Source organism: Mesorhizobium sp. ESP-6-2, from assembly GCF_020164675.1.
Taxonomy (GTDB): Bacteria; Pseudomonadota; Alphaproteobacteria; order Rhizobiales; family Rhizobiaceae; genus Mesorhizobium.
This window is the reverse complement of record NZ_JAIUGT010000011.1, coordinates 68,891-89,542: the sequence shown is the minus strand read 5'-3', so window position 1 is coordinate 89,542 and position 20,652 is coordinate 68,891. Positions and strand designations below refer to the sequence as shown.

Sequence of the window (20,652 nt, the reverse complement as noted above, 5' to 3'; positions counted from 1 at the left end):
CCAACCCCCGTGACCCCTCAAGGGGTAAGGTGCAACGAACATGCCAAAGTTTACGCGTAGCTAATATTACACATCACCGAGCTGCCAGATGCGCCATGGAAGTGCACTGCCAGCCTCAGCGCTAAGGTGTCCCGTGGGTGTTTCCGCTGTATTGCACGTGGACTGGCGCCAGGTAACAGAATAGCGCGATCCGGAAACATTTGCTTAAAATTGTATTTCTTGGCCATCGGTGCCGGCGAACCCTCATGGCGGTTCGTCGCGCCAGATCACCCGACGCTCCCAACGGATCTCGACCAGCCTGCGAAAGCGGATCGTCTGCAATTCCTGGCCGACAGGGTGGAACAGCTCGGCGTTCATTGAACGCTTCTCGCCGCATGTCTGGCAACGGACCTTGGCGCGCACCTCGTCTATGGTGATGTTCCCAACGACCTCGCGCAATTCAGCCGGCTTGTAGAAGCGCTTGATATTGCAGTGGCCACAGCGGAGGCGCACCACCTGCCCTGCGTTATGGGCATTCAATAGTTTCCAAGGCACGCCGCGCGGCCATCGTTCGGGTTGTTCCGGCATAGCCTGAAATGAGGAACATATTCCTCCAAGGTCAAGGGGCGCTTTGACATTTTCGTTCCTATTTTGTTCACCCCTTGCAGGATAACCACAGCACGGCGCAGACGGCGATCGGTATCTGAGGGTCCGACCATGTATTGCCTGGCCAGAAAAAGCCGAAGCTGATCTTTGTCGTTGTGTTTGACCGTGACGACGAAGGCGATCTCTGTAGCGCATACGGGCCGACGGATCAGCAAAGCGAGGAACGGGCAGTTCGTACGTTCAAGGCGCTGGCTTCCAAACATATCGGCGTCATTGCATGGAGCCGCGATGCCGACCCGGCGCTTGGCGACTACGGGCCGCCCACAACGCTATTTGTCAGCGGCGACGTACCCGACATGGAATAGCCGCAAGGTTCGATGCGCCCTACGAGCTTTCGGGGCGCACCGTCTCCACAGCGAGCGATCCGGTCGGAAGCGGTCGCAGAAGCTCGGCCTCGGGCTTCGTCAGGTTAATCCAGGCTCCCCAATTCTCCGGTTGGAGGACTACGACCTGCCGATTGTGATACGGCGCGACATCCGGCCCAGGCTCGGTCGTCAACATGGTGAAGGTCGGCGGCTTGTTGCCGACAGCGTCACGCCAGAGTCCCGCGATGGCCATGAACGGAGAGCCGTTGAGCGTAAAGCGATGTTTTGCCTTTGGATATTTTGTGCCGGTGAATTCGAAGAAGGCGGAAGCCGGGATGAGGCAGCGTTTACTGCCGCCGAACTGACGCCCTTCCGAGCGGAAGTTGAACACAGGCCCGCCCTTCGGACCGGATGGTGGAAATCCGAATGTCATCGAAGCGAGCTCGATGGCGTCGTCAGCGGCGGCGCGCATTATCGGTGCCGGGTCGTTAATATGAATATCATCCGCCTGCGGCAGATCGAGCTCGGTTTGGTGGGTCGGGATTTCAAGCGCGAGCGATGCCATCATCCGGCAATATTCGGCCCAGAGTACATGCTGCTCGTAGTCGTTGCACATGAAAGAGGCTCCTTGCTCATCCGAAAGTAATTCCGGTGAGGATTTTTTAGCGCCCACAAAGGCCTACCTTGTCCACACCTATTAACAAAGGTTAATTCCAATGGTTCCGGCGCGTTTTGCTTGTATATTTCTTTGGCGGAGCTCGCGGCATGGGGTTATCCAGCGTTCAGCCGCAGGCATCCAGCCTCCGGCAACGGACCCACGCACGTCATTTGTGCTCATCGATGTTGACAGTGCCCGCAACCAGCCGCGTGTCGGGCCCGACAATACCGCGCGGAGGCGCGCAACGAAGAGGCCTATCCGCATCCATCCCGGCGCTTGCCGGCGGCGGTCGCGCCCTCGCCGACATCAGCCGAAATCAAAAATCCCCATAGCCATCGACTGTGGCCCGCGGGTTCCTTCCTCGGGGACTTTCGTACGCCTGCCGGCGCCCGAAACTCTTCACGAGAGTGGACCGGCAGCTTCGGGCCGCGAATATTAAAGAGCGGACATTCAGGTTGGTGTGAGCGTCGTCGTGACCTGACCTTTCGAGACCTTTCGGAGTCGAATTGATTCTTGGAAGCCGACATTGGCCGGCATTCCTGACCCTAAGGTGACCTTCGCTAGCGGTTCCGCGGCACGACTCTGCCTAGCCCGACAGTACAGCAGTACCGAGGACAGCTTGTCCGGTGCCTTTGAGTAGACCAACAAGCCAGGCTAGGCCCGCATCCATCATAGCGACCTTTGGCACGATGCTGTTCATCTTGAAGTTGCCGAGCGCGATCGGCGCATCGATACCCACCACGCCGAAACGGCTGGCGTGCATGGCGACGAAGCGGCGCGGGTAGGCTGAGATCAGATCCGATTCGGCGAGCACCGCCAATCCGAACATGAAGTTCGGAACGGCAGCGCGACCCGCCGCGACAGCGCTCGCTCCGACAGCACCTTGTCGACAAAACCCTTTGGATCGCCCGCGCTCGACACGACCAGGTGCTGCATGGCGCAATAATTTTCGAGGCTCGGATCGCTGGCGAAAGAGTGGCCCGCACGCATAGCGATGACGAAATCTTCCTCATAGATCGTGTCAACCACAAAACGCATCGGGAAGTCGTCGAACGGAACGACGGCAAGATCCATTGTGCGTGATTCAAGCTCGACGATGGCGTCGCGCCAGGCCAGAACCGGCGATGGCTCACCGTGCCGGGGCAGCAATTGCCGGATGCTGATGTCGATGCCAGGCGCTTCCCGGCCCACTTGGGCGAGTAGCGGCGGCAGGAACACGGACGAGGCCCCGTCCGGCGCGCCGATGACGAAGCGGCGCGTGGAGCGGGAGGCGTCGAATGGCTCGGCGCTCGAAATCACCGACCGTACCCGCGCCAGAATCTCGGCCACGGGTGCCGCCAGTTCCGTGGCCCGGTCGGTGGGAACAACGCCGCGCGGCGTCTTCAGGAACAGGGGATCGCCCAGCAAGGAGCGCAGCCGTCCAAGCCCGTGGCTGACGGCCGATGGCGACAGGCTCAGCCGCTCCGCCGAGCGACCGACATGGCGCTCTTCCATGACGGTCTCGAACAAGACCAGCAGATTTAGATCGGCGCGGGCTAGATCAATTTGGTTCAGCATATTCCTGAAATCATATCACTGGATTCAACAGAGTAAAGTTGCGAATTGGCTGGTCGCAGCGGAGGCGGTCCTGCCGGGCTCCGCAAGATACCATCCACCGAGGAGCAAACTCATGCCTGACTTCCCCCGTTCAATTCTGGTCACCTGCGCCGGCGGCGCCCAGGGATCAGCCATCGTGCAAGCCTGCCGGGCCGCAGGCGCCACCGTGCGCGTCCTTCTACGCAAAGGCTCGCCCGACCCGTTTGGCGACGGCGTCAACATTGTGCGCGGCGACCTCGCTGACGCCCGCCGCCTCGGCCTCGCCTGCCTTGGCGCCGATGCCGTGGCGCTGACGCTGCCGCTCAATGCCGGCCCCGAGGAAATTCTCAGCTACGGCCGCAACATGGTCGACGCGGCACTGGAGGCGGACGTCAAGCTGATGGTATTCAACACCAGTGGCCATGTCTCCAGGCACTCCAGCACGGCGCTGATGGACGCCAAGATGGCACTCATCGACACCATCAAGGCTTCCGGCCTGCCGTCGATCATCCTCAAGCCGACGCTCTATATGAGCAATGTCGCCGCACCATGGAGCGCGCCTGCGATCATGCACCACGGCATATTCGCCTATCCGCTTCTGGCGGACTTCCAGACATCGTGGATCTCCTGGGGAGACATGGCGGCTTATGTCGTCGAGGCGATGCGGCGGCCAGAGCTCGCGGGCGCAAGCTTCGACATCGGAGGACCCGAGGCTCTGACCGGGCCACAGATGGCCGATATCCTGTCAGACATTCTCGGCCGCGACATCGAGTACTATCCGGTTCCACTGGGGGACTTTGCCACCGGCCTGACGGCGATGCTCGGCAAAAAATCGGCCGATCAGGTCGTCGCCCACTATGCCTGGCTTCACCGGCAGCGCTCGACGCTTCTGGCTGTCGATCTGCGTGAGACGATCAGCGTGCTGCCCATCAAGCCGACGCCGTTCGCAGACTGGGCCAAGGCTCAGGACTGGCCGGCACTGGCCAGCACCGTGAAGGCGGCATGATCATGCAGGCGATCAAGAACCAGAACCGGAAGAATTCGTCCGGGTTCGACAATGTGCCCCACGATGCCGCCGAAGTCATCGACTTCTGGTGGCTGGTGGGCCCCACAATGTGGTTCGCCAAGGACGCGGCTTTCGATCGCGTCTTTCGCGAGCGCTTCCTGCCGCTGCACGAAGCTGCGGCGCGCGGCGACTGCGACGACTGGGCGGCGACGCCATATGGCGCATTGGCGCTGCTGGTGCTGCTGGATCAGTTCCCGCGCAATGCGTTTCGTGGCACGCCGCGCATGTATGCGACGGACAAGAAGGCTCGCCGTATCGCGGCGGAGGCCGTCGATGCCGGATTCCAGCACGAGGTGCACCCATCGTGGCGGCTGTTCTTCGCGCTGCCCTTCGCGCATTCCGAAAACCTGGCCGACCAGGACCGTTCCGTGGCACTGTCACGCGAGATCGGACCCGCCGACACGATACGCGCCGAACACCACCGCGATATCGTACGCGGGTTTGGACGGTTCCCGCACCGCAACGCGATCCTCGGGCGCCAAATGCGGCCGGAGGAGCAGCGCTTTCTCGATGACGGCGGGTTCGCCGGCTGACCAAGGCTGGCCGGCTTCACTCAACCGAGGAGACATGATCATGATCTGGACCGAGGCGATCGGCTTCCTCGGAAGCTTCTTCACCATTCTCACCTATTCGATGAAAGCCATGCTGTGGCTACGCATCCCGGCGGTGCTGAGCTGTCCGTGCTTTGTCATCTACGGCACCCCCATCGGCAGCCTGCCACTTATCCTGATGGAACTGGCTCTGCTGTCGATCAATGCTGACGCCTGGTCGAACTTTTCCGTCAAACTCAGACGGGCCGGACTCACAAGAGGCTCTGAAAAATGCCAACACCTCCTCTCTGGCGGCCGCTCCGGTCGGCGCTTTCGAGAAGCCCCCGGCCCGAGTCATCTGGGACGACTGTGGAGTCTCACCTGCGGCGGGATCAAAAGCCCGCCATTCTAGTGGGGAGCAGCGCGAATGGCGCTTTCGATGATAGGGGCAGGTCAGGTATTCCCACGCTAATGGCGGCATCGACCGCCTCTTATGCACCGATGCTCCCCTCACACGCTTCCGTTCCAACGGCGATCGCGTTCGCGGCCTTCACCGAACCGCAGGCCGGCGACCTCATCAACATGGTGGGAACTGACCGGTCGTCGTTGCTGCGGGAGGCCCGGACCCTGAAAGCGAAACATTGAGCCGCCACCTAAGCTGCTGCTCAAACACACCCGACAAGGATGGCCGGACTTTCCAGGAACAAGCCCCGGAGTCACAGGTTGTAGCCGGATGCTACCATGGGCGACGACAAGGACGACCGTAAGCGTGTGGCCATGAATGAACCCCTGGCACGGTCCACTGTCCGGGAAACAGGCATTACCGAGGACCAGGCGCGCGAGCTTATCCGCCTGATCGGCACCGATCGCAATTCCCTGCACGGTGAGGCGCGGCTGCTGCTCCGGCAACGCTTGCGCTAAGCTTATCCGGTCATCTTCTGTTGTCGCCCGGCGGTCATCCCCTTGAAGCTGAGGCACTTCTGCCGGCTCGGTTGGCTTCAACAGCGTAACTCCACGAGAAAAGGCTTCGTGCATGTCGTCGGCGCCCAAGCCGGTATAGACCACGAATGGTACGCCGTGGTCCCAGCGGTTTCGCTGCCTCATGGCACTCGCCATCCGGGAGCCTGACGTCCACGACTGCGGCGGAGGGCGTGTGGCCCTTGAGAAACCGATTTGCCTCGGAACAAGAAGTCGCCAGTGCGACCGTGAAGCCTGCCTTGGCAAGGGCACACGTTCGCGGCCGGGCACCAGGTGGATGTCAGGTAACGGCGTCTGCTGCGAAATAGAGTTCGGACAGGCAACGAACGCTCGCCGACCGACCCCTCAATGCCGCGGCCTGCGGGATGTCACGCAAACCCGTAGTGCAGGCGCACGCACCCCTGGCCAATGTCCTTGGCGGAGATCAGGGTGGGCGAGGCCTTGAAGCCCGTCGGCGGGAAAAGCGTGACGCCTCCGCCGATGATCTCGGGAATGATGTAGATCTCGATCTCGTCGAGGGCGCCACGCTCCATGAAGGTCATCTGCAGTCTGCCGCCGCCTAGCATCCAGACGTCGCCGTCGTCGAGCGCACGCAGTTCCTTGATGAGCGCGTTTACGTCGCTCCGCGTTTCGAGCAGACCCTTGGGATTTTTGATCTGGCGCGAAGTCACCACGATCACCCGCTGGTTACCATAGGTCCACTCGCTCGGATCCCTGGCGATCCAGTCATAGGTGGCGCGCCCCATCACCACCGTGCGGATGCGCTTGGTGAAGAAGCGGTAGTGGTGCTCGCCACCGAACTCGGGGTCGTCATATTTGAACAGCCAGTCTAGACTGCCTTCCTCCGTAGCGATGAAACCGTCGAGGCTTACGGCGATGTATCCGACAATTCTGGCCATGAAGAGTCTCCGCGTGTAGGATGGGCTTGATACATAAATGAATGTTCGTTTACAATGGGGGGAGGCCATCGATTGTCACGGCATAAAACGGTCACTGACGAGGCCATCCTTGACGCGGCCCTAGCGGTGATGACGCGCGGGGGGCCGGGTGCGGTGACGTTCGCGTCAGTGGGCAACGAGGTAGGGCTTTCAGCCGCGACCCTGGTTCAGCGCTATCCGACCAAGGCCGAGTTTCTGCGTGCCTCTCTACTGCGGGCATGGGACAAGCTTGATGCGCAGACTGGCGAGCTCGACGCAACGGCCGAAGTCAACCCCGATGGAGCGGTGGCAATGCTTCTCGCCATGTTTCCGGCAGGCGAGGACGCAGCTACCTATGGAGAGAGTCTGCTGATCCTGCGCGAAGACATGCGCGATCCGCTCCTGCGGGCGCGGGGTTTGCACTGGGGCAAGGTGCTGGCCCTGGCATTGGGCCGCCGGTTGACGGACGATCCTGCATGCCAACAGGTCCTCGGGCGGCTGATGGCGAGCCAGTGGCAGGGAGCGCAGCTCTGGTGGGCTTTTTCGCGAGAGGGAGATCCCGCAAGCGTCATCGGACGCGAACTGCGCGAATGGTGCGAGGTGATGCTTACACGCGAGACGCAGGTCTAGAACGTCGCGCCGGAATCCGCAGCGCTGTTTCGTAGCAAGCGATCTCTGTTGTTTCGGCCCACCTGTAGTCCGAAGGGATGCGCCAAGGACGTCAGCTTTTGGCAATTTGCATCGCCGATCTCAACGTCTGAAGTGCGGCGCATAGCAGCCATATCGGCAAGGGACCGAATGCGGACAGGCGGGTTCTGGCGTAAAATGTCGATGTCCGGTGGTTCAGACCGCAAGGCTTATAGCTGAAACCGGTCCAACGTCGGGCATGCGTAAGGACCAACCGTGCAGTGGTTGAATGTTGGCCGGCGCTTCTTGTCGACCATGTAGGAACAACGAACTATCCGAGGGTTTGACTTGCTAAGGCATAGGTCCTTGGCTTAGCCGAGCCGCCGGAGGGAAGCCAGCCGTACGAGCCACTTCCTCACTGGTCGTTTGGAGCGTAGCCGCGATCTTTCGAGGAGCGAAAAGTCCGTGTCGGAATATTGCCTGAGTCCCATTGCCATCTCCTGAAGCAATATCTCGCCGCCTCTATTCGAGCTCCCATGGGCCTTGCTCATGCGTTCTCCTCCTCACCAACATCGGGGTCGTCAGGGACGACTTCATCAAAGATGAGCGACCAATCGCGTTCCCTCTTGTCGTCGCCGTTCTCGACAGCTTTGGTCGTCAATCCCTTCAGTCTTTGCGCCGCAGCGGCGAAACGAGCCTCTATCGCCGGCTTGGAGGCGAGTAGTATCTCACTTGGCTTTGCAGCCTTGGACGAGGCTGTCGTCTGCGGTGCGCCGAAACCTGCGGTGACGTGAACCTCCGACATCTCGACCTTCGAATCGATGCCCTGGGTCGCCGGGACACCCATTCGGGGGAGGAACTCGACCGCCGGTACATAGGGGAGGTTGGATCTGGAGAACCTTTCCATCTTTGCGAACGGTGCAGTTGCAAAGAACCGCAGCTTATCGGCCAGAATTGGCCTCTGCCCTTCCACCAGCACAATCATCTTGCCGGCAGGCATTTGCCTTACCTCCTGTGGCATCATCAGGTCACGTTCTCGCACTTGCTCGACCTTGGTCCGGCGATGAAGGCCCATGAGCTCGATGCTGTGCGATTCGGTCCTGTAGCGAACCGTTCTTCTGCCAAGCGCCTTTGAAACATATTCGGCAGTGACCTGATCGTTGGCGCCAAGGACAAGCTGATAGCCGCAGTTTCCCATTAAGGAGTGACGCGAGGTCTCGCCGTAGATTTCGTCGAGGTTCTTGATGTCCTGGATGATGAACGCCATTTTTATGTTATAGCCGGCCACGTAGGGCAGTTTGCTCGTGATCTCGGTAACCTTTCTCAGCTGCCGAAACTCGTCCAACAGGAAATAGATCGGCAAGGATTTCGGATCCTGCGCCAGCAGAAGCGTGTCGAGGGTCTGCTGAACGAAGAGTGACAGCAGCGGCTTCAGCATGGCGACGTCGGTGATGTTGGGGGCAAGATAGATCGAGATCGGGCGGTGCTTCAGAGCGCGAAGGTCCATGTCGGTGACCGTGGTGGCGGCGACAACGCGCTCGTTGCGGAAGGGCCGCAGCGCCTTCTGGATGTCCAGCAGGGCGGACGCGGCAGCGCGCTCCGAGAGCGCGATATAGGCATTGAAGCTTTCGACCGTGAACCGCGACAGATTGCCTTCCTTTTCCTTGATGAAGACCATCAAGGCCTGGAGATTGACGCCGCTGTTGAAGAAGGATGTCACCTCGCCAAGGTTGCGCCGGTCGCGGTAGACGTCGCTCTCTGTCACGTAACTGATCGCGCCCGCCAGCACCAATTGGGCGGTGGCCTGCCAGATCGCGTTCTCCGATTCCACGCTCTCGGGAACAAGAATGCTGGCGATGTTGAGGATGTCGGTCGTCCGGTCGCCGCGGTCGGGCCTGATGAAGTCGAGCGGATTGTAGCGATGTGTTCTGTCGCTGCCTGGCGCAAACAGGAACACTTGGTTCCCCTTTGCCTTTCGGTAGCCGGCCGTGGAGCGGAAGATCTCGCCTTTCAGGTCGGTGACGATCATCGACCCTTGGTGGGCGAGTGCATTTGGAATGACGTAGCATGTTCCCTTGCCCGAGCGGGTCGGTCCGATGACCAGATGATGACGCTCATCTTGGACGCGAAGGATATAGCGACCGTAGCGTCCAAGAATGTATCCGCTACCTCGGAACCACTTGCGGCGCCGAAGCGAGAAGGTGTGTTGGAAGCCAGCATCGCCAAGCGGTTCAGAGACAGATCGCAACCCCAGAGCGGCAATCGATCCGGCGGCGATGAGCGAAACAAGGCCTGCTCCCAGGCCAATACGCCGCAACACCAGATTCTCGGGATAGCGGGACAGTTGCTGGAGCGCGGCCAGCGGATTGGATGTCACCGTTGCTTTGAGGATGCGGCCGTCGCCATATTGGATCTGGAGTGCCAAACCGTAGGCCAGCAGCCAGATGACACAGCCAATCGCGAGGCAGAAGATGACGTAGGCGATGCGCAAGGAGCCCGTCATGATCGGCTCATTCTGGAAAAATATAGTTCCGATACACCGCGTCGACCGCCATCGCGTCGAAGCTGGATGACGATTGGAATAACGCTACGGATGTAGGAGATCAGATCAGCCTTCGGGTAGGCCGCGGACAGGCCTGATTGCATCACCATCATGGCAAGCTGTTCATAGGCACCGCGGGGCGTGTCGGCATGGACGGTCGACATCGAGCCTGGATGGCCCGTGTTGATCGCGCGCAGGAACGAAAACGCCTCCGCTCCCCTCACCTCTCCGACAAAAAGGCGGTCCGGCCGCATGCGCAGTGAGGCCTCGAGCAGGTTCTGGATGGTCACGGCGGCTGTGCCCTGGTCGCCTTTGGATGAAAGCAGATGAACCGTGTTTGGCTGAGGCGGAGACAGCTCGCGCGTATCTTCCAGCGTGATCAAGCGCTCGCGCCGGTCCACGGCTTTCAGGCAGGCATTCAAAAATGTGGTCTTGCCGCTTGACGTTCCGCCACTGATCAGAATGGAGACACGGCTCGCGATTGCCGCACGGATAAAGCCATAAATGTCGTCCCTGCACAGAAGCTCGATCATGGCGCGATCGGCGCTGCTCCTGCCAGCGATCGCCACCGAAACCTGACCGAACGCGCCCTCGTCGCGGTAGTCCTCGAGCGTGAAGTCGCCTACGACCTGCTTGCGGATTGAAACCGCGCCGCCATCGGGAGCCGCTGGCGGCAACACGAACTGGATGCGTTCTCCCGACGGAAGCGCGGCGCCCAAAATCGGGTTGGCGGAGCTGATGAATTGGTTCGTCGCAGCCGCGACCCGTTCGCCCATATTGACGATGTCACCGGTGGTGAGGCTTGGAATGTCGTGGAATTCCATGTGGCGGGCACCTAGCCGCTCGACATAGACATGGCCGGGCTTGTTGATCGAGATCTCAACCACGCTCGGGTCGGCCAGCAGGTGCTTCAACGGTTCGAGAGACCGGTAGAGAAAGTAGTGTTGGTCATTGTTGGCAGGCTCAGTTGAAGCCACGCTCATGACGAATTTCCTTCAACGCTTCTGAGACCGGGTCGTCGTAGAGGGCTGAAAAATCGAGGTCCTGGCGCACGAACACGAATATGCGCTCGCCTTGCGGCACGCTGATCGTCGGTGGAATTTTCAGGCTCTCGCCAAGCGTCTGATTGGCCATGTCGGAGAACGTCTGGGCAATAGTGGCGCGGGCAAGATCTTCGGCGCGGGGCCCATCGTCGCTTCCGCTCGTAGCTGCCTGGCTGCCATAGCCGGCCAGATAGCTTGCGCCCCCGCCTACGATCGACAGCAGAATGGCTGCGCCAAAGCGTTCACGAAATTTGGTGTCGACGCGGCCGGTAAGGCCCGAGCGGCCAACACTGTCGGCGCCCATCGAGTTCAACCGAATACTGACACCGTCATCGCGAAGCAATCGCGTCCAGATGACGAAAATGCGCTTTTGACCGCGGATGACTTCCGACTGATATTCGCCGATGAGGCGCGTGCCAAGGGGAATGAGGATACGCCTGCCATCGAACGAATAGACATTGTCGGCGACGATGGCGCGGATTTGACCTGGCAGATCGCTGACGATCGCCGTTTCCAGAATACCTGGGATGAGGGAGCCTTCCGCCACCAGCGCGTCGATGCGGGGAATTTTCCTGGCCCTTGCCGACCGATCACCGATGCTGGCGGCGGCCGCCAGGAACTTGCTGTTGCGGTCCTCACCGGCGACCACGGGTCTCTGCCCCATCTCGGCTGTTGAACTTTCTTGATCGCGGCCTGAGCCTTCGTCGTCAAAGACGACCATGTTGGATCGAAAGCGTTTCGGAAACTCATCTTGAGGCGCGGCGGCCTCGGCTGGGGAGACCGCAGGCGATGGCGGCGGAACAGTGAACTGCATTGTCGAGGACTCTGGCTCTGTCGGCGGCGGGGGTGGCGGGGGTGGCGGCAACTGAATCACTTCGGGCGCGGCCGGCTTGGCTGGCTGGTCATGCTCGCGCATGAAAGAAGGAGGCCGAAAGCCCATTGTGGAGAATTGCTCGTCGTCGGCGACCACGCTGCGCTGAGCAGGCCCGCGGCCGGCCAGGACAAAGTAGGCCGCAAACAGACCAAAGAGCATCAAGACGAGACCGCCGGCAAGCTGCTTGCGCCGCACCGAGGCGTCGCCAACAGCGGGATCGTCTGCGCCGGCCAAAGCCTCCAGTTCGGGACTGCGCTGGATCAATTGCCGCTCCCCCTGCGGATCGTGGCCTCACCATCCTGCGCGGGGCCGAGGACATCCGGATCGGCGGCGCCGAAATCGGGCTTTCCCAGGTTGAAGATGCAGATCCACTGATTGCCGTCGCGCAGCGTGAATTGGGTGGCCACGCCGTCGACCACGATATACTCGCCCTCCTTGCGGAAATTCCTCAGCGTCTCGGAGAAATCGGAGTTGACCGCGAAGATCGCCGGAGCACGCCCGCCAAAACGGAAGAAGGTCTTTTTCCCGTCATCGAAGACCAACGATGGTTTCAGCCGCGCATCGCCTGAAAATGAGTAGTCGATATTGACGTTGGCCTTGTCGATGGCCGCGATGCTGGGCCAGGCGGCGCGCTGCTCGGCTTCCTGCCTCAGCGCCGCGTTCAGCTTCTTGTCCGGATAAGTGAAACGGATGGCGAAGACCTGCCTGCCCTTGTCTGGAGCGCTGTCATGCAGTTCCAGAAAGTAGATGCGTTTGCTGGTGACGACGTTCATGTTCGTCGTCACGTTCCGGGCGATCGGCTTCAGGAAGAGGATGTTGCCCTTCTCGGCCGGCACCACCTGCCAGCTTTCGGTATCGCCGAGCGATATGGTCTCGAATTTCTCGTCCTCGTCGAACACGATCATGGTCGATATGCCGTAGGTGGCAAACACCTGGACGACGTTGTTTTCCTGATAGGTGACGCTGGTGACACGCGCGTCCAGCCGGCCGCCCTTCGGCGTCTGCGCCCCCAGCGCGGGAGCGGTCAGCCCGGCCAGGATCAGCGATGCGAAGGCGACAACATTGCTCGCCATCATTCGACGCCCGATGTCACCGTTTCCTGGTCTCGACGGTAGCTGTAGACCTGGAAGCCTAGCGGGTTTTCAAAGCGCCATTCGTTCTTCAGCGGCGTCTCGGTATAGCGAAACCTCACCACTGAGATCCAATGCCTGTCGATGGATTCCGTCTCGCTCTTTTGGGTCGTCGAGAAGCGCACGATGGCCGTGCTGGCATTGGGGAAGCTGACGGATTTGATGTCGACCATAACCCGCTGCAACCGGCCATAGAGCTTTGCCGGATTTTGCGGGTTGGCGGCGCTGAACTGCGTTTGCAGGTCGTGGGCCGCTTCGCCCGTCGACAAGAGGGCTGCGATCCCGAAATATTCGTCAATGGCAAAGGGATCATAACCCTCGCGGTTGCGGATGTAGCGCACCACATTGGCCTGCGTGACCGCCTCCTGATCGGTGAGATTCGAGACCCGCGTCAGTCCCGACTTCACTTCGATGTAGCCGGTGTTCTTGTCCACCTCCACCAGATACGGTTCGAAGCTCTTCAGCGGCAGCATCAGCACCAGCGCCAGCAGGGCAAGGGCTGTGATGGCGGCAAACATCAGCGCGATGGTCCACGCGATGCAGCTGGAGCGTTTGGCGCGCTTGACGATCTCGTGCTCCCAGATAGCCCCATCCTGGAAGTAGGATCGCAACTTTTCGTCGGTGGTTCGGGCCATGGTTTCTGTCGCAACCTTGGTGAGATGTCTGTCGCCGCGTCGGTCGCTATCGCGTCTGCGCGTTAGCGGTGATGGCGCGTTGCATGGCCTCGCGGGGCAGCGTTTGAGTGCTGTGCAGCCTTGCCTGCACGCGATGATTGGCGGCCTGCATTTGCCGGGCCGAACTGGCGATCGCCACGCGTCCCGCCAGCACCCCGCTGGCGGTCAGCGCGCGTGAGCGTTGACCGATGGGCATCGCAAGTCCGCCGACAATGCCTTGCGCCAGCGATTGTATCTGGAAAAGGACAAAGCTGCCGGCCAGGCACAACATCACAAAGGCTCCAAGGTCGCTCAGTGTCAGTTCGCGAGTGCCGGAGGACTGATTGATCTTTGTGAGTTCCGGCGCCATGGCCGCGATCAGGAAGGCGGCGATCACATAGACGAACAACGGGATGAGCGCATAAAGCAGCGACTGGTTCAGCCACCCGATCGCGTAATGGCGCGTCACATCGAAGAACATGCAGGCGATGAACACCGGTGCCGTCCCAAGCAGGACCCAAAGGATCACTTTTGCCAGCACCAGGATTCCCAGGGCGACGGAGACGAACAGCCCTGCGAAGGCCATGATGATCATCCCGATCAACGCAGGCAGCACCGAGAAATAGCCGGCCTGTTCGGAAAATGTCGAAGCGGCCACATTGGCGGTCTGCCAGATTTCCGATAGCCCATTGCTCGGTTCCGTCACCCCCGTGCCGGACGCGGCCAGAATGGCGCGTCCCGCTGCCTCCGGGACCTTCGTGATCCAGTCATAGACCAGCGTCTGGAAATTCGACCAGGTGCTTGCCAGGACCAGGATCAGCATGACACGGACGATGCGGCCGACGACTTCCGCGGCGCTAAGCTTCGCTGTGCCGAGAACCAGTTGAGCCCCGTAAAAGAGGACGACCAGCACGAAGAGCAGACGAAGCAGCGGCTCGATGTCTCTGCTTAGCGCATCGAACGCGCGCTCGGAGAAATTCTCGCCGGAGGCATCGATGCGCTGGAGAAGTTCGCCAATGAAATTGTCCACGGTTTTCCCCTATTGCGGTCGAGCAGGAAGATCGCGGATCAATGCCCAGGCCGCGCCTTCGTCGCCATTGACCGCCTGCACCGGCCCGCATTCAAGACCTGCAGCGGGCGCCGCGTAGCTCATGAGACTGGCCGGCCGTTTGCAGGGCGCGGTTTTCTCCTTGGCCGTGCCGCATCCTGCAAGCAGCATGATCCCGCACATGGCGATCAGTCCCTGTCGAACCGTCTTCATTCGTAGGTCAGCGCCTTCTTGGTGTTGGAGATGTCGGTCAGCTTGCGCTGGTTCTCGGCCTGCAGCGACTGGACGGCACTGTTCAGTACACCGATCATCTCGTTGAGCGTCAGGCCGGTCTGGACTTGCAACTGCGTATTCTGGTCGATCGAGCCCTTGATGTCCCGCGCCTGGCCAATCCCTTGCCCCGCGCGTTCGAGCGCGGCGCGGCGCGTCTCGATCGCCTGTCGCGAGCCTGCAATCAGGGCCGACACGCCCAGCACCGTCTTGACCAGTTCCTCATAGGATCTGTCGCTGGCGAGCGAACTGCCCTGCTTGCCCGAAAGCGATTTCACCAGTTGCATGCCATTGATGAACACCGTCGCGGCCTTCGCGATCTCCGGTCCCATGGCGCCGAAATCGGGCACACCGTTCTGGAGCAGTCTGTCGAAGGAGGGTACCGAAGAGACGCTGAAGCCGTTGCCGATCGCAAGGTCCTTGAGCGGACCGGCATCGCCGCCACGATCCCCTGTCACGGCCTGCAACGTCTTTTCGACGGTGGTCAGGATATCCCTGTTGGTGTCGAGGATTCTTGCCGTCTTCTCCGCGGTGTCCCTGGCAACGGCATAGTTCGTCTTGTCGATGACCGGAATGTCGGCCTTGGCTGAAGTGACGGCGATCGCCGTCGTGACCAGAAGCAGAAGAGCACGCATTGAAACCTCCATTATTGCGCATTGAGCAGCAAGTCGTCGTCCTGTTCGCGCTTTTGCACGCAGCCCTGAGCTTCGCCGCTCCAAGTCAGACCCGGGCGCACGTCGCACAAGCCGGCGCTCGTAGGCCGCCGATTAGCGTGTTTCGCGTAGTCTGCCGAACGGCTCGCACCCGACAGGTCGCTCAGCGTCACCGCGTTGTTGGAGTTGACGAGATCGGCGAGGCTCGCGCCCAATTGGATCAGGCGGTTCAACATCTCGAGATTGGCATTGCGGGCGCCGGAATTGTGATCCCAACTGTCTTGGAGTGTGCCGGATTCGACCGCCCCAAACTGCTGGAACCATGATGCGACATCGCCCAACCCATCGCCGGCGGCGCTGGTCGCCGCCATGGCGTTCAACGTCGCCATGCGCATGCCTTCATAGGCCCCGCCAGTGCCGCCATAGTTCAATGGAATGCCTGATTTGTCGGAGCCGCCGAAGGCTGGGAGCCACTTTTGCGTAATGGCCGCGACATAGGTCTGCGTCTCACGGAAGGGCGGAATGCCGCCGTACTTTTCAACATTGCCGGCACCGGCATTGTAAGCCGCCAGCGCCAAGGAGACGTTTCCGTTGAAGCGCCTGAGCTGTTGCTTGAAGTAGCGCGCCCCGCCACGCAGGTTCTGCTCGACGCTGTAGGCGTTGACGCCCAGGTCCGCTGCGGTGCCTGGCATCAGCTGTGCCAGCCCGATGGCGCCAACGCCGGATCTTGCACACGGGTTGAACCTGCTTTCCTGGTAGACCAGGGCCAGGAACTGGTTCTCGTCGACGCCCTCCTCCCGCGCCACGCGCCGGACAAGGCCCGCTATGGACGGATTGGCATTGGCGGCCGCGACGGGATCGTCCTTTCGACCGGGCCGGTACATCGAGCACGTGATGCTCTCATTGATGCCGTAGCGGTCGCGATCGGCCTTTTCGATGGCGGCGACGTTGCCGTTGCGATCCTTTCGTCTTTCGAGCACCGCCTGGTCGATGGTCGCGACATCAGCGGCCGAGGGCGAGGCAAGGAGCATCAACAGCAGGGGAAGACGCCGGATCATCGGGATTGCTCCCAGCCACAGAATTCCGGCAGCCACAGCGCCGGATCGTCGCCCAGGCGCTCGCGCAACGCCGCACATGCCTCGACGGTGTCCTTGCGGCCTGAAAGGATCTTGAGGATATCGGGCATGGCCGAGAGATCGAGGCGGGCAATGACGGAATCGTTGCCATGCTTGATCAAGAACGTTCGCCGCTCGGGCGGCGTATTCCTGACGAAGGCGAACTCCTTTGCGGTCAGGCCGAAGCGGCCGACATAGCTCTCTTCATCGGCGCGCGGATTGGGAAAATGCAGGTTTGTCGATGACTGCTCGATGAGGGTGTGCGCCTGCGGCGCCCTGGCAATGTCGGCTGCCGACTGCGTGCCGAATCCGACGATGCCGTTCAGCTTGCGGATCGTCTTCATCTTGTCGACGATGTAGCGCGAAAAGGTCGGGTCTTGCAACAGCTTCCAGCCCTCATCCATGAAGATCAGGACGGGATCGCCGGTGAGCAGTTCATCGAGCCGATGGTAAAGGTACATCAACGCCGGCGTGCGCACCTCCGCATTGTCGAGGACGTGCGTCATGTCGAAACCGAAAACGCGGCTGCCCGAGAACGAGAGCACGTCGCGCGGCGCGTTGAACAACCAACCCTTCTCGCCCTCGAACCAGGGCCTGAGACGCGACTGGAGGTCATTGGCATCGGAGCGCGCTCGCCCCATCAGCAGGCCGGACAGATTGGCCAAGGTGCGTCGTTGCGCGGGCTCCTGGCAGATCCGGCCGATCGCTGCTTCAAGCGTGTACTCTTCCTCCTGCGAGAAGCCGCGGCCGTCGGCGGGTTGCAGCATCGCCTTCAAAAGCCGCAGCAGGAATTCGCGGTTGGTTGGCGTGTTCTCCATCTGCAGAGGATTGAATCCGGTGGCGACCCCGGGCTCCAACACCTCGTAATTGCCGCCTACCGCGCGAATGAAGATCTCGGCGCCGCGATCCTTATCGAAAAACACCGCGCGCGGCTCGGGCGAGATACGAAGCGCCTGTGCCAGCAGGAAACTGAGCACCACGGTCTTGCCCGACCCGGTTGGGCCGGTGACCAGGAAGTGGCCGATGTCGCGCTGGTGGAAATTGAACCAGTACGGCGTCTGCGACGTCGTCTCCAGGATCGAGATCGGCAAGCCCCAGTGATTGCCCGTCGCCCTGCCGGTTGCGAAATTGTGCATGGACGAAAAGCCGGCGAAATTGGCGCTCGACAACATCGAGGCGCGGGCGATGTAGCTATGGTTGCCTGGCAGCTGCGCCCAAAACGAGGCCTCCATGTTGAGGTCCTCGCGCAGCCAGTTGATGTTCATGTCGGTCAGGCAGGCACCAAGTTCCGACACGGATTTGTCGACACCGGCCAGATCACGCGCCAGGCACATCAGGCTGAAATGGTGATAGCCGAACACGGCTTCCTGGTTCACCAGGCTGTTGAAGGCGAAATCGATGTCGGTTTCGACCGTGCTGCCCGCTTCGTCGGACGCCTGGATCTGCCGCTGCAATCTTGCGATCCGCTCCTGCGCGATCGGCTTGTCGGCAATGGTGAAGGATTGGGTCAGGATGAACTCATGATTGACCTGCAGCAGCCCATCCAGCATTCCCGGTCCCGAAAAAGGCGGGTACTCCTTAATCGACAGGATGGCGCCGAAGCGGCTGTCAGCCGCGCTTGGCCCCTGCGCCTGCAGGGTTCTCCTGGAAAAGTGCAGCCGTGACGTGCCCACATAGTTGCGGATGGCCATGCGGGGCAGGCGCATCGGCCTGCATGCGCCGCAGGTCAGAAGCGCGTTGAAGAAGGCGCAGGGTTCCGAATAGGGCTGGCCGTCGCGGTAGGCGATACCAAGCGGACGGGCTCCGTATTTCAGCAGCTCGCGCGTCATGTTGGAGACGACTTCCTCCAGCTCGTTGACACGCTCGCGAGCCCGCCGTGCCTCCCTCTCCTTGTCCGACGGCCGGTTGAACAGGCCAGACAGAGTGTCGGCCACCCCCAACGCCCCGCGCATACGTGCGCGCACGACGCTTAGGTAAAGCTCGTTGGTGAACATGCGCCTCTGTTTGAGCTCGGCCATGTAGCGACTGTTGATAAGCTCGCAAAACGGGTCCGAGAACGAACCGCCGATTGTGGGAACGACTTGCCTGCGGATGACCGTCGACCAGAGCGAAAACCGGCTCGATCCAAGCGCCCGGATCATGGTGTTGTGGACGCTGGCGCGCATGTTGAGCTCTGCCTGGTCCTCGGTCTGGAAGAACAGGCCGTCGAGCTTGATCACGCTGAGCAGGGCTCCACTTTCGAGACCGATCACCATGTCGGAGAGGTGGCGCATGTAGGGCACGTGCATGGCCATTGGTCTGTCGCGACGCCGTTGACGTCCAAAGCCCAATTCTTCTGCGACGATGTTGAGCATGATCATGGACCGTATGAATTGGTTTGCCAGAACGGCCTGTTTGGTGTGCGCGGTGTCCGGCGGCCTGCGGTCTGGGCAAGATCGAGGATGCGGACGTCGCGGCTGCAGAGCGCAAACAGGGACAGGTAGGTGACGGGCGCGATTGCCGCCGCCCAGAAACTGCTGGTCACCAGGAATGCGATCAGCGTCATGCCGACGATGATGTAGAAGGCGTTGAGCGGCACGCCCCACATCATGGGCGGCCGGGTGAGCCCGATGACCAGGGGTGTCAGTTGCGGCCTATCCTCGGAACGGTCAGGCATCGCTCAGTTCCCGACAGCCGATATCATCTGATCGACGATTGCCGGCGCGCCGAACACCAGCCCGATGCCAATCACCACCGCGCCTGCGGTGAACCACGACAGGCGCCCGGCAAAGGCCAGGAAGCCAAGGCCGATGACAGCGATGATGGCGAGCAACCGTCCGAATGGGCCGGTTATGAAATCGACGATCATCTGCACCGCCGTCTCGAGCGGCGCGAAAGCGCCGGAGGTCTGGGCAAATGCCGGATCGGCAACGGCACACAAGGACAGGCCCACGACAATGGCGACCCTGACAGTTCGCGTCGTTGAAGTCGAGCGCGTGCTCGAGAGACCTTGCTTCATGTCTTCCTCCGCTAGAATTGCAGGACGCCGCCAACCCATTGCCGCGGCTTGCCCGTAGAGTTCATTCCGATGAAAGCGGTAGCCTTGCCGACCATGCCAGGATCGGCGGCATCGCCGCCGGTCTCCCGCTTGAGGCCTGGCAGCTTTAGCTGCCGGTTGATGACCTCGGCCACGAACCGGACCGTCTCCGGGAATGGTGGAACCCCGCCATGTTCGTGAACACTCGCCTCGCCGGCGTTGTAGGCGGCCGCGACGATCAGCGGATTGCGGTAGGTGGCAAACAGGTCGCGCAAAAGCCGCACGCCGCCATCGATGTTGTCGGCCGGATCGCAGATGTCGCTGACGCCGAGGCGGGCCGCGGTCGCCGGCATCAGCTGCATTGGACCACGTGCCCCTTTGGGAGAATTTCTGGCCCGGTCGAGGCGGCTTTCGGCCGAGGCGACCGCGAGCGCGAAATCCACATCGACGCCGTGTCTCGAGGCAGCTTGCGCCACCAGCCTTGCGACCTCATCCGAGCTCAGCCGAGACGGTGCGCATTCGCTGATATCTGGAGTCGCGGCTTCGGTTGGAACAAAGTCAAACCGACTATGCCTGGCCGCGTGTGAGATGGCCGCCGTCGGCCCCGGTTCCGCAACGCCGAAACCGCGGTTGTGTGGAGTCCTGGGTTGACGAACGCTGCCGTCCGGGTCGAGCACATACTCCCTCGCCGCGTTGGGCCAGCGGGTGCCGAAAATCGCATCGATCGCAGCGTTGTCCTGCACTGGCGATCCGGACGCATGATCGGTACGAGGTTGGGCGCGCTGACGGCTTTCGGCTAAGCAGGTCGACGGCTGCGTCCAGGATAAGGTCAGGATGGCCGAGGTCAGCAGGGCAACCAGGCGACGGTTCGCCGATCTGGACAAGCGATGAGCCATGTTGGGTCTCTTGCTGCCGGGTGGTCGATTTCGACAAATCGGTAACCGACGGAAAAAAGAATGTCAAATCGATATTGTTTTTTGTTGCGCGACGGACCGGAAATGGGCAAA

Annotated in this window: 22 protein-coding genes and 1 pseudogene; 6 read left to right on the top strand and 17 right to left on the bottom strand. The window is 61.2% G+C overall.

What is annotated here, in order from left to right:
* Window positions 1–243: 243 nt before the first annotated feature.
* Entirely contained in the window at window positions 244–492 is a 249-nt protein-coding gene (locus LB532_RS25060) for a hypothetical protein (protein WP_224557365.1), read from the bottom strand.
* Window positions 493–701: 209 nt separating this feature from the next.
* Here LB532_RS25060 and LB532_RS25055 point away from each other — a divergent pair, with 209 nt between their 5' ends.
* The gene (locus LB532_RS25055) at window positions 702–950 is read left to right on the top strand and encodes a hypothetical protein (protein WP_140642145.1); all 249 of its coding nucleotides are present in this window, start codon (window positions 702–704) and stop codon (window positions 948–950) included.
* A gap of 19 nt (window positions 951–969) precedes the next feature.
* On the opposite strand, the gene LB532_RS25050 is transcribed toward LB532_RS25055, so the two are convergent.
* Together LB532_RS25050 and LB532_RS25045 are read right to left on the bottom strand one after the other, a co-directional pair.
* The gene (locus LB532_RS25050; protein ID WP_140553992.1) at window positions 970–1,566 is read right to left on the bottom strand and encodes an SOS response-associated peptidase; all 597 of its coding nucleotides are present in this window, start codon (window positions 1,564–1,566) and stop codon (window positions 970–972) included.
* Window positions 1,567–2,194: 628 nt separating this feature from the next.
* Window positions 2,195–3,165, bottom strand: a pseudogene (locus LB532_RS25045) (LysR family transcriptional regulator).
* A 112-nt stretch (window positions 3,166–3,277) separates the two neighbouring features.
* Here LB532_RS25045 and LB532_RS25040 point away from each other — a divergent pair.
* The 4 genes from LB532_RS25040 (at window position 3,278) to LB532_RS25025 (ending at window position 5,700) form a co-directional block, all read left to right on the top strand.
* Window positions 3,278–4,189 carry an SDR family oxidoreductase gene (locus tag LB532_RS25040; RefSeq protein ID WP_140642143.1) on the top strand — a complete coding sequence of 304 codons (912 nt, stop codon included), beginning with the start codon at window positions 3,278–3,280 and terminating at the stop codon, window positions 4,187–4,189.
* The gene (locus LB532_RS25035; protein ID WP_140642141.1) at window positions 4,186–4,782 is read left to right on the top strand and encodes a DUF924 family protein; all 597 of its coding nucleotides are present in this window, start codon (window positions 4,186–4,188) and stop codon (window positions 4,780–4,782) included. Before LB532_RS25040 ends, LB532_RS25035 begins: the two co-directional genes overlap by 4 nt.
* 40 nt (window positions 4,783–4,822) lie before the next feature.
* The gene (locus LB532_RS25030; protein ID WP_181169451.1) at window positions 4,823–5,191 is read left to right on the top strand and encodes a hypothetical protein; all 369 of its coding nucleotides are present in this window, start codon (window positions 4,823–4,825) and stop codon (window positions 5,189–5,191) included.
* A gap of 329 nt (window positions 5,192–5,520) precedes the next feature.
* Window positions 5,521–5,700 (top strand): hypothetical protein, encoded by a 180-nt coding sequence (locus LB532_RS25025; RefSeq protein WP_140642139.1) that lies wholly within the window; start codon window positions 5,521–5,523, stop codon window positions 5,698–5,700.
* 425 nt (window positions 5,701–6,125) lie between these two features.
* Here the strand turns inward: LB532_RS25025 and LB532_RS25020 are convergent, their stop codons facing one another.
* Window positions 6,126–6,656, bottom strand: a complete 531-nt coding sequence (locus tag LB532_RS25020) for a dihydrofolate reductase family protein (protein WP_140642137.1) — start codon at window positions 6,654–6,656, stop codon at window positions 6,126–6,128.
* A gap of 72 nt (window positions 6,657–6,728) precedes the next feature.
* Here LB532_RS25020 and LB532_RS25015 point away from each other — a divergent pair, with 72 nt between their 5' ends.
* Window positions 6,729–7,304 (top strand): TetR/AcrR family transcriptional regulator, encoded by a 576-nt coding sequence (locus LB532_RS25015; RefSeq protein ID WP_140642135.1) that lies wholly within the window; start codon window positions 6,729–6,731, stop codon window positions 7,302–7,304.
* 544 nt (window positions 7,305–7,848) lie between these two features.
* Here LB532_RS25015 and LB532_RS25010 read toward each other — a convergent pair.
* From LB532_RS25010 to LB532_RS24950, 13 genes are read right to left on the bottom strand one after another with little or no spacing between them, the layout of a single operon-like run.
* A complete protein-coding gene (locus LB532_RS25010) occupies window positions 7,849–9,804 on the bottom strand; it encodes a type IV secretory system conjugative DNA transfer family protein (RefSeq protein ID WP_140642133.1) in 1,956 nt (651 codons plus the stop codon).
* On the bottom strand, window positions 9,801–10,826 hold the full coding sequence (virB11, locus tag LB532_RS25005) for a P-type DNA transfer ATPase VirB11 (protein WP_140642131.1): 1,026 nt from the start codon (window positions 10,824–10,826) through the stop codon (window positions 9,801–9,803). The genes LB532_RS25010 and virB11 overlap by 4 nt, the downstream gene beginning before the upstream one ends.
* Window positions 10,807–12,021, bottom strand: a complete 1,215-nt coding sequence (gene virB10 / locus LB532_RS25000) for a type IV secretion system protein VirB10 (RefSeq protein ID WP_224557421.1) — start codon at window positions 12,019–12,021, stop codon at window positions 10,807–10,809. Before virB10 ends, virB11 begins: the two co-directional genes overlap by 20 nt.
* Window positions 12,021–12,833: a P-type conjugative transfer protein VirB9 gene (gene virB9 / locus LB532_RS24995; RefSeq protein ID WP_140644064.1), complete on the bottom strand. Its 813-nt coding sequence runs from the start codon at window positions 12,831–12,833 to the stop codon at window positions 12,021–12,023. The genes virB10 and virB9 overlap by 1 nt, the downstream gene beginning before the upstream one ends.
* Complete coding sequence (locus tag LB532_RS24990) at window positions 12,833–13,525, bottom strand: virB8 family protein (RefSeq protein WP_140644066.1); 693 nt, start codon at window positions 13,523–13,525, stop codon at window positions 12,833–12,835. Before LB532_RS24990 ends, virB9 begins: the two co-directional genes overlap by 1 nt.
* Window positions 13,526–13,571: 46 nt before the next feature.
* Window positions 13,572–14,573 carry a type IV secretion system protein gene (locus LB532_RS24985; RefSeq protein WP_140644068.1) on the bottom strand — a complete coding sequence of 334 codons (1,002 nt, stop codon included), beginning with the start codon at window positions 14,571–14,573 and terminating at the stop codon, window positions 13,572–13,574.
* 9 nt (window positions 14,574–14,582) lie between these two features.
* A complete protein-coding gene (locus LB532_RS24980) occupies window positions 14,583–14,804 on the bottom strand; it encodes a hypothetical protein (RefSeq protein ID WP_140644069.1) in 222 nt (73 codons plus the stop codon).
* The gene (locus tag LB532_RS24975; protein ID WP_140644070.1) at window positions 14,801–15,496 is read right to left on the bottom strand and encodes a type IV secretion system protein; all 696 of its coding nucleotides are present in this window, start codon (window positions 15,494–15,496) and stop codon (window positions 14,801–14,803) included. Before LB532_RS24975 ends, LB532_RS24980 begins: the two co-directional genes overlap by 4 nt.
* 11 nt (window positions 15,497–15,507) lie before the next feature.
* The gene (locus tag LB532_RS24970; protein ID WP_140644072.1) at window positions 15,508–16,572 is read right to left on the bottom strand and encodes a lytic transglycosylase domain-containing protein; all 1,065 of its coding nucleotides are present in this window, start codon (window positions 16,570–16,572) and stop codon (window positions 15,508–15,510) included.
* A complete protein-coding gene (locus LB532_RS24965; RefSeq protein ID WP_140644073.1) occupies window positions 16,569–18,983 on the bottom strand; it encodes a VirB4 family type IV secretion system protein in 2,415 nt (804 codons plus the stop codon). Before LB532_RS24965 ends, LB532_RS24970 begins: the two co-directional genes overlap by 4 nt.
* Before the next feature lie 2 nt (window positions 18,984–18,985).
* Complete coding sequence (locus LB532_RS24960; RefSeq protein WP_140644074.1) at window positions 18,986–19,285, bottom strand: type IV secretion system protein VirB3; 300 nt, start codon at window positions 19,283–19,285, stop codon at window positions 18,986–18,988.
* A gap of 3 nt (window positions 19,286–19,288) precedes the next feature.
* Window positions 19,289–19,627 (bottom strand): TrbC/VirB2 family protein, encoded by a 339-nt coding sequence (locus tag LB532_RS24955; RefSeq protein ID WP_140644075.1) that lies wholly within the window; start codon window positions 19,625–19,627, stop codon window positions 19,289–19,291.
* Window positions 19,628–19,638: 11 nt separating this feature from the next.
* A complete protein-coding gene (locus LB532_RS24950) occupies window positions 19,639–20,541 on the bottom strand; it encodes a lytic transglycosylase domain-containing protein (protein ID WP_140644076.1) in 903 nt (300 codons plus the stop codon).
* Between the last annotated feature and the right edge of the window lie 111 nt (window positions 20,542–20,652).